Origin of the sequence: Streptomyces phaeochromogenes (assembly GCF_001418655.1) — a bacterium.
GTDB classification, from domain to species: domain Bacteria; phylum Actinomycetota; class Actinomycetes; order Streptomycetales; family Streptomycetaceae; genus Streptomyces; species Streptomyces phaeochromogenes.
Genome location: NZ_LIQZ01000505.1, coordinates 1 through 7,439, shown reverse-complemented (window position 1 = coordinate 7,439; position 7,439 = coordinate 1). Strand labels below are relative to the sequence as shown.

The 7,439-nt window shown below is 68.4% G+C and carries 9 protein-coding genes; 3 read left to right on the top strand and 6 right to left on the bottom strand.

Annotation, left to right across the window (positions count from 1 at the left end):
- The coding region (locus AOK17_RS44095; RefSeq protein WP_055618279.1) for a cytochrome P450 at positions 1-1,101 on the bottom strand (1,101 nt) is incomplete at its 3' end.
- 331 nt (positions 1,102-1,432) lie between these two features.
- Between AOK17_RS44095 and AOK17_RS44090 the strand changes: the two genes are divergently transcribed.
- Complete coding sequence (locus AOK17_RS44090) at positions 1,433-2,602, top strand: steroid 3-ketoacyl-CoA thiolase (protein WP_055618278.1); 1,170 nt, start codon at positions 1,433-1,435, stop codon at positions 2,600-2,602.
- Here AOK17_RS44090 and AOK17_RS49525 read toward each other — a convergent pair.
- Together AOK17_RS49525 and AOK17_RS44080 are read right to left on the bottom strand one after the other, a co-directional pair.
- The gene (locus AOK17_RS49525) at positions 2,586-2,867 is read right to left on the bottom strand and encodes a DUF397 domain-containing protein (protein WP_079053634.1); all 282 of its coding nucleotides are present in this window, start codon (positions 2,865-2,867) and stop codon (positions 2,586-2,588) included. The two genes, AOK17_RS44090 and AOK17_RS49525, sit on opposite strands and share 17 nt — an antisense overlap.
- Complete coding sequence (locus AOK17_RS44080) at positions 2,827-3,675, bottom strand: helix-turn-helix domain-containing protein (protein ID WP_055618276.1); 849 nt, start codon at positions 3,673-3,675, stop codon at positions 2,827-2,829. The genes AOK17_RS49525 and AOK17_RS44080 overlap by 41 nt, the downstream gene beginning before the upstream one ends.
- A gap of 153 nt (positions 3,676-3,828) precedes the next feature.
- Here AOK17_RS44080 and AOK17_RS44075 point away from each other — a divergent pair, with 153 nt between their 5' ends.
- Both AOK17_RS44075 and AOK17_RS44070 read left to right on the top strand, forming a co-directional pair.
- Positions 3,829-4,221, top strand: a complete 393-nt coding sequence (locus tag AOK17_RS44075) for an ATP-binding protein (protein WP_055618281.1) — start codon at positions 3,829-3,831, stop codon at positions 4,219-4,221.
- 112 nt (positions 4,222-4,333) lie between these two features.
- Positions 4,334-4,858: an RICIN domain-containing protein gene (locus AOK17_RS44070; RefSeq protein WP_157881535.1), complete on the top strand. Its 525-nt coding sequence runs from the start codon at positions 4,334-4,336 to the stop codon at positions 4,856-4,858.
- Positions 4,859-4,966: 108 nt separating this feature from the next.
- On the opposite strand, the gene AOK17_RS44065 is transcribed toward AOK17_RS44070, so the two are convergent.
- The 3 genes from AOK17_RS44065 to AOK17_RS44055 form a co-directional block, all read right to left on the bottom strand.
- Positions 4,967-5,692, bottom strand: a complete 726-nt coding sequence (locus tag AOK17_RS44065) for a YoaK family protein (RefSeq protein ID WP_079053633.1) — start codon at positions 5,690-5,692, stop codon at positions 4,967-4,969.
- Positions 5,693-5,847: 155 nt separating this feature from the next.
- Positions 5,848-6,273 (bottom strand): aggregation-promoting factor C-terminal-like domain-containing protein, encoded by a 426-nt coding sequence (locus tag AOK17_RS44060; protein WP_055618274.1) that lies wholly within the window; start codon positions 6,271-6,273, stop codon positions 5,848-5,850.
- Positions 6,274-6,606: 333 nt separating this feature from the next.
- The gene (locus AOK17_RS44055; RefSeq protein ID WP_079053632.1) at positions 6,607-7,437 is read right to left on the bottom strand and encodes an ECF transporter S component; all 831 of its coding nucleotides are present in this window, start codon (positions 7,435-7,437) and stop codon (positions 6,607-6,609) included.
- Positions 7,438-7,439: the final 2 nt, after the last annotated feature.

Genomic DNA, 7,439 nt, shown 5'->3' with positions numbered 1-7,439 from the left:
GCCGAGGCAGAAGTGCGGGCCGCCGCCCCCGAAGCCGAGGTGCGGATTCGGGTCGCGGGTGATGTCGAAGACCTCCGGTGAGTCGAAGACCTCCGGGTCGTTGTTGGCGGAGGAGTAGAAGATGCCGACGCGGTCGCCCTTCCTGATCTGCTTACCGCCCAGTTCGGTGTCCTGGGTCGCCGTGCGCTGGAAGGAGACGACGGGTGTCGCCCAGCGGACGATCTCCTCGGCGGCGGTCGCCGGGCGCTCCCGCTTGTAGAGGTCCCACTGGTCGGCGTGGGTGAGGAAGGCGTGCATACCGTGGGTGATGGCGTTACGGGTCGTCTCGTTGCCCGCGACGGCCAGCATCAGTACGAAGAAGCCGAACTCGTCCGAGCCGAGGTTGCCCTCGTCCTCGGCGGCGACCAGCGTGGTGACGATGTCCTTGGCCGGGCACTGCTTGCGGTCGGCGGACATGTTCATCGCGTAGGCGAGGATCTCGGTGGCCGACTCCTGGCCGACCTCCTCGGTGATCGCGTACTCCGGGTCGTCGTACGCGATCATCTTGTTGGACCAGTCGAAGATCTTGGCCCGGTCCTCCTGCGGGATGCCGATCAGCTCGGCTATCGCCTGGAGGGGCAGTTCGCAGGCGACCTCGGTCACGAAGTCGAAGGAACCGCCGGGGCCCGCGTTCGCCAGCGCGGTCTCCACGATCCGGCCCGCCCGGCCGCGCAGGTTCTCCTCCAGCGCGCGGATGGCCCGCGGGGTGAAGCCGCGCTGGACGATCTGGCGGACCCGGGTGTGCTCGGGCGGGTCCATGTTCAGCAGGATCAGCCGCTGGGCGTCGATCGCGTCGCGCTCCATGTGCTCGTTGAAGCGGATGATCGCGGTGTTGAGGGTGGAGGAGAACAACTCGGGGTGCGTGGATACGTACTTGACGTCGGCGTGCCGGGTGACGGCCCAGTAGCCCTCGTCCCCGAAACCGGCGAGATTGGGTGACTGGGGGATCCAGCGGACCGGTTCGGTCCGGCGCAGCTCGGCGAACTCCGGGAAGGGCACGCGGTGGTGCAGCACGTCGGGATCGGTGAAATCGAACCCGTCGGGCAGCGCTGGACAGGTCATCGGCAACTCCAGGTCGTGCGACGGTCGGGTTCTGTCGGTCGAGTTCCGGCAGTGGGGGTGCTGGTGGTCGGGTCTGTCGCGTTCTGACGGTCCATCAGGTACCGGGAATTGCCGTGAAGGTAGTAACGGGTTCTACAAGTGGCAAGAGGTGCGACGACCCGAATTGCGTGCGGAAGTCGTGCAGATCGCGACTTCGGGAGCTGCACGACCCTTGCGGTGACGGACGCCGGGTCAGCAGACTGCAGACAGAACTAGAACGCGTACTAGTTCAGCGTGGCGGGTGGGCCGGGACGCCCGCGCCGCGCGGGTGACCCGAGGAGAGGAACTCCCCATGGCCGCGGAACCCGTGATCGTAGAAGCCGTGCGCACCCCCATCGGCAGGCGCGGCGGCGCGCTCGCCAACCTGCACCCCGCCTACCTGCTGGGCGAGACCTACCGAGAACTCCTCGGCCGTACGGGGATCCAGGCGGACTGCGTCGAGCAGGTCGTCGGCGGAGCGGTCACCCACGCCGGCGAGCAGTCCGGCAACCCCGCCCGTACGGCGTGGCTCGCGATGGGCCTGCCGTACGAGACGGCGGCGACGACCGTGAACGCGCAGTGCGGATCCTCGCAGCAGGCCTCCCACATGGTCGCCAACATGGTCGCGGCGGGCGTCATCGACGTCGGGATCAGCTGTGGCGTCGAGGTCATGTCCCGAGTGCCGCTCGGGGCCGCCTCGAAGCACGGCCCGGGGAAGCCGACCCCGGACGAGTGGAACGTAGACCTTCCCAACCAGTTCGAGGCCGCCGAGCGGATCGCTCGTCACCGGGGGCTGACTCGCGAGAACGTCGACTCGCTCGGGCTGATCTCGCAGGAGCGGGCCGCGGCGGCGTGGGCGGAGGAGCGCTTCAAGCGGGAGACGTTCGCCGTTCAGGTGCCGACCACGGAGGACGAGCAGCGGGCCGGGCAGGGCATGTGGCGCCTGGTCGACCGGGACGAGGGCCTGCGCGACACGTCCATGGAGGCGCTGGCCGGCCTGAAGCCGGTGATGCCGACGGCGGTCCACACCGCGGGCAACTCGTCGCAGATTTCCGACGGTGCGTCCGCCTTGATGTGGGCGTCGAAGAGGATGGCTCGGGCGCTGAAGCTCCGGCCGCGGGCGCGGATCGTGGCTCAGGCGCTGGTGGGGTCGGACCCGCACTTCCACCTGGACGGCCCGATCGACGCCACGAAGGCGGTCCTCGGGAAGGCCGGGATGTCGCTCAAGGACATCGACGTCATCGAGGTCAACGAGGCCTTCGCGTCAGTGGTGTTGAGCTGGGCCCAGGTCTTCGAGCAGGACCTGGAGAAGGTGAACGTGAATGGTGGCGCCATCGCGCTCGGGCACCCCGTCGGGGCGACCGGGGCGCGGCTCATCACCACGGCACTCCATGAACTGGAGCGCAGGGACAAGGAGTTCGCCCTCATCACGATGTGCGCGGGCGGGGCGCTGGCGACCGGGACGATCATTCAGCGGTTGTAGCGGCCCAGTTGAGGAACGTGGTGAAGGTGGCGGGGTCGAGGGTGAGCGTCGGCCCCGCCGGGTTCTTTGAGTCGCGGATGGCGATGGTGGGGGCGGTGGGTATGTCGGCGACTTCGACGCACTCGCCGCCCTGGTCGCCGCTGTACGTCGACTTGCGCCAGGCGAGGGGGGCGAGCGGCGCGCACTCTACGCATGAACCGCCCGTGTCACCGCTGTAGCTCGACTTACGCCACTGGGCGCCGGTTGGACGTGAGTTGCTTCCCATAGCGTTCCTCCACCACGCGCCGGATCAGCGCTGCCGAGTCCTTCACCGACAGGGCCGCAGCCTGCAGATGATCGTAACGGAGCGATCGCGACTCAGCGGCGTCAGGATTAGCTGTCGGATGCCCCGTGTCATAGTCCTCGCTGTAGACGATGGTCGGGTCGCCCGCAAAGTGGAAGATGTCGAAGGAGCCCATCAGCCCGGCATGGACTCCCGTGTCGTACGGCAGGATCTGGACGCTCACACGAGGGTGCCTCTCGTAGGACAACAGCTTCAGCAGTTGTTCTCGCATGACCTCCTCGCCGCCGATCTTCTGGTAGAGCACAGCCTCGGTGAGGACTGCCCAGAGCGCGGGAGGCTTCTCCTTCTCCAAGATGTGCTGGCGCGCCATCCGCGCAGCGGTCCGGCTGTCCAGGTCGTTGTCGTTCACGGCGCTGAGCACAGCCTGGGCGTACATTTCCGTCTGTAGCAGGCCGTGCACCAGCTGAGGTTGGAAGATGTGGATCACGGTGGCCCGGGCCTCCAACTCGGCCACCTGCTGGAACCAGGCCGGAAGTTGACTACGCATTACCAGCGCGACGAGTCGCGACAACAACCCACCCGTCCCCAGCGCCGCGTCCACCCGTTCGCTGAACTTCTGCGTGGGCAGCTTGCGGGCCGTTTCGATCTGGCCGACCAGTGAGCCCGTGTAGTTGACGATGTCGCCGAGCTGCTTCTGGGTGAGTTCGGCGGCCTCGCGATGCCGTCGCAACTCGAACCCGTAGTAGTCGAGCGGCGATGCGCCCGGGTCGAGAACGTTGATGTGGGTCACGCACGGACCTCTCTCGCACGATGTGCAACTCGGCCCACCACCGGACCAGTTGTATCCGTTCTGTAGCCGAGGGTAGTCAAGCGAGGTCAGCCTTGTGGGGTGAACTACATCATTCCCCCCACCCTCTCGGGCTCCCGCACCACCCAGTACCGCATGCGCCTCACCGTCGGCGAACACTCACCGCAGTACGTCCGCCGCATCGTCCGGTCGTACCTGCGCGAGTGGGAGATGGCCGAGCTGACCGACGCCGTGGAACTGGGCGTGACCGAGCTGCTCGCCAACGTCGTGCGCCATGTCCCGGACCGGCGCTGTGAGTTCCTGCTGCTGAGGCAGGTGGCGGGGGTTCGGGTGGAGGTCATGGACGGATGCCCCCGCCTTCCGTCCATTCCGGCCGAGTTGTCGCTGGAGGCGGAGGGCGGCCGTGGGCTCGTCCTGCTCGACGCGGTGGCCGACAAGTGGGGAGTCGATCCCCTGTCCGGCGGCGGGAAGAGCGTGTGGTTCGAGTGCGGGGTGGTTGTCGGGCTCAGTAACTCCGCGTCGCTGTAGGGGTGTTGACGCCTGGCGTCGAGGTGGTCGACTTCTCGGGTACCGGAGAACGCCATGTCGTGTTCATGGTCGCGTCATGGGAAGTCCGTCGCTCCCCTTGATTCTCGCGCTCATGACATCTCGAAGAACCTCGCTGAGACTGGGCCTGTCCATGGGGCTCTCCGCCCTCCTGCTGGCCGTCGCGGGTGCCCTCACCCCCGCGGCGGCGGCGACCAACTGGTCGTACTTCAACGACTTCGGACAGCCCTGTCTTCGTTCGTCGACCGCGAGCACCAACGTCTGGGTGAGCACCACCTGTCCGGACAACAGCTCCGTCTGGTGGCACTGGGGCACGGAGTCGAACCAGTGGGGTGGCCACACGATGCGTCGACTGGTGAGCAACGCCAACGGTGGTTGCCTCACCACGGATGTCGGGGCCGAGACGAACGCTGTTCGGACGGAGCCTTGTGGGAACGGCCGTTCCGGACAGTTCTGGACCGCCGACGGCGACTACTTCCGGAACCAGAACGGGAACTACCTCCGTACCTCTCCCAGCGGTGACGGCGTCTACACCAGCCCCTGGAGCGTGATCGACGACTACAACATCGACATCACGCGGTTCGTCTGGTGGGGCTTCAACGGCAGCGACTGGGAGTGACGCGTCCGGCCCGGGGATCGAGGGCCGCCGTCTTCGCCATGGGCGCCGGAGGAGGAGCTGGTGGCGGTGACGTTCCAGCCGCTCCAGTGCTCGACGATCTTGCCGTCCTCACTCCCGCCCCGAAGCCATGACCGCCAGCACCCCCACCACCCCCGCCGCGACCAGCAACGGAATGGCCAGGCCGTGGTTCAGCACCAGCCACGCGCCGAGCAGGGCGCCCGCGAGCATCGCGATCACCGATGCCGTGCGGCGGGGGGAGTGGTGGGCGGTGCCGCCCGCGGCGCGGGAGTCGCTTGCGAGGCCGGTCAGGGTCATCGTCAGGACGGTGGTCGTCAGGTCGGGGACGCCCAGTTTGCGTACGGTCGCGTTGCGCAGGCCCATCGCGAAGGCCGTCACCGCGATGAGGGTGTAGACGGTCGCGGTCGCGTCGGGTGCGGCGAAGGCGACCGCGGAGGCCGCACCGACCAGTACCGCCTCGGCGGCCAGCGTGAGGCGGGCCCAGGTCCGGCGGGAGCCCTTGCCCAGGCGTACCGCGACGCGTCCGCCCGCCACCGCGCCCACCAGGAAGGCGCCCAGTGACGTCAGCGTGTGCGACACCGAGAAGCCGGGGGCGCCGGCGGCGGCGAAGCCCAGCACGACCACGTTGCCGGTCATGTTCGCCGTGAAGACGTGTTCGAGGCCGAGATAGCTCACCGCGTCGATCAGCCCGCTGACCACGGTCAGGGCCAGCAGAACGACGACCAGCCGCAGGCCGCGCGCCTCGGGATCGGGGCCGGTGTCGGGGGTCCGCGTGGGCTCGGGGCCGTCTGTCTCCGCTGTCTCTTCGGCGCTCATGGGGCCTCCGGTCGGCGCGGGTGGGCTCGGTGCTCGCAAGTTCATCACGGGCGGCCGTCGAGATTCCGGATGCGCCCCACCGGAACATGGCGAAGGCGGCGGCCCCGGGGATCGGGGGCCGCCGCCTTCGCGTACGGGGGGTGCTGCTGGGCCGGTCAGTACCAGCCGTTGGCCTGCCAGAAGTTCCAGGCGCCGGTCGGGCTGCCGTAGCGGTCGTTCATGTAGTCGAGGCCCCACTTGATCTGGGTCTTCGGGTTCGTCTTCCAGTCGGAACCGGCGGAGGCCATCTTCGACGCCGGCAGGGCCTGGACCAGGCCGTAGGCGCCGGAGGAGGAGTTGGTGGCGGTGACGTTCCAGCCGCTCTCGTGCTCGACGATCTTGCTGAACGCCTTGTACTGCGAGTCGTTCGGGATCATCTTCTGCGCGATCGCCTTGGCCGAGGTGGGGGAAGCCTTCGCGGGGGCCGCGGCCTGAGCGGGGCCCGCCGCGAACACCATGCCGGCGGTGGCAGCGGCCACGGCGGCACCGGTGAGGGCCTTCTTCGGAGTGGCGATGCGGCGGATGCGGGTGGAGATGGACACAGAGAACCTTTTCCTTCGGGGACATGGCGGTCGCTCGTACGCCGTGACCCGTAAGGCCTTGGCATGCGTTGGCGCCGAGGCCCGGGTGGGCTCGTCGGCGCCTTGCGACTCCTCCAGAGAAACAGGCTCGGAGGGCGTCCGCAATGACCCCTTTTGCTAGTTGTGGTCGTATCCGCCGCAAAAGGTCCTTCTGTGACGTGGCTCTCAATCCGCAGGTCAGAGGCGATAAAGGCGTGCGCATGACAAGCGGAATGATCTACTACCGCGCTTAGCAAGTGACCTAAGTCCTGTGGGCCGCCTCACGGCGGGTGTGACCCGCAGTGGTTGAAGTGTCTACGGTGTGCGGCCGGACGGTGTGACGGGCGCCGCATCACGTGGCTCCTCGAAGGTGACCGAGGTCTCGAAGGCGGCCCTCCGGGTGGCCCGTCGGAGCGCTTTGAGGACGGTCGCGCCGAGCGTGAGGGTCAGAACGACGGTCACGACGGCCCGGCCCAGGTCCCAGCCGAGCGAGGTGGCCAGACAGTACGCGACGAAACGGGCCAGGTTGGCGTCCACGTCGTCGTGCGGGTCGAAGGCGACGTTCGACGACAGCGCGTCCATGAAGGGCCAGCCCGCCAGGTTCATGAACGTGCCGTACGCGAAGGCCGCGACGAACCCGTACAGGGCGAGCATCGACAGCTCACCCCGGCCGCGCAGCCGGTCCGGGCCCGGCAGCAGGCCCGCGCCCATCGTGAACCAGCCCATCGACAGCATCTGGAACGGCATCCACGGCCCGACCCCGCCCGTGAGCAGCGCCGACGCGAACATCGTGACCGCGCCGAGTACGAATCCGAAGCCCGGCCCGAGGACCCTCCCGCTCAGCACCATCAGGAAGAACATGGGCTCGATGCCGGCGGTTCCGGCTCCGATCGGCCGCAGCGCGGCTCCCGTCGCGGCGAGCACGCCGAGCATGGCCACGGCCTTGGGGCCGAGCCCCGACTCGGAGATCGTCGCCCCGACGACCCCGACCAGCAGCACGAGCAGCCCCGCGAACAGCCAGGGCGCGTCCTTGGCGTGCGCACTCACCTGGGACGTCGGCCCACTGAAGAACGGCCAGGTGAGCGCCGCCACACCGACGAGGCTCACGAGGAGGAGGGCGGCGAGGGAGCGGGGGCCCAGGCGGATGG

Coding starts and splice junctions, on each gene's coding strand:
- AOK17_RS44090 (WP_055618278.1), top strand. CDS start 1,433: ATGGCCGCGGAACCCGTGATCGTAGAAGCCGTGCGCACCCCCATCGGC.
- AOK17_RS49525 (WP_079053634.1), bottom strand. CDS start 2,867: ATGGGAAGCAACTCACGTCCAACCGGCGCCCAGTGGCGTAAGTCGAGC.
- AOK17_RS44075 (WP_055618281.1), top strand. CDS start 3,829: ATGCGCCTCACCGTCGGCGAACACTCACCGCAGTACGTCCGCCGCATC.
- AOK17_RS44070 (WP_157881535.1), top strand. CDS start 4,334: ATGACATCTCGAAGAACCTCGCTGAGACTGGGCCTGTCCATGGGGCTC.
- AOK17_RS44065 (WP_079053633.1), bottom strand. CDS start 5,692: ATGAGCGCCGAAGAGACAGCGGAGACAGACGGCCCCGAGCCCACGCGG.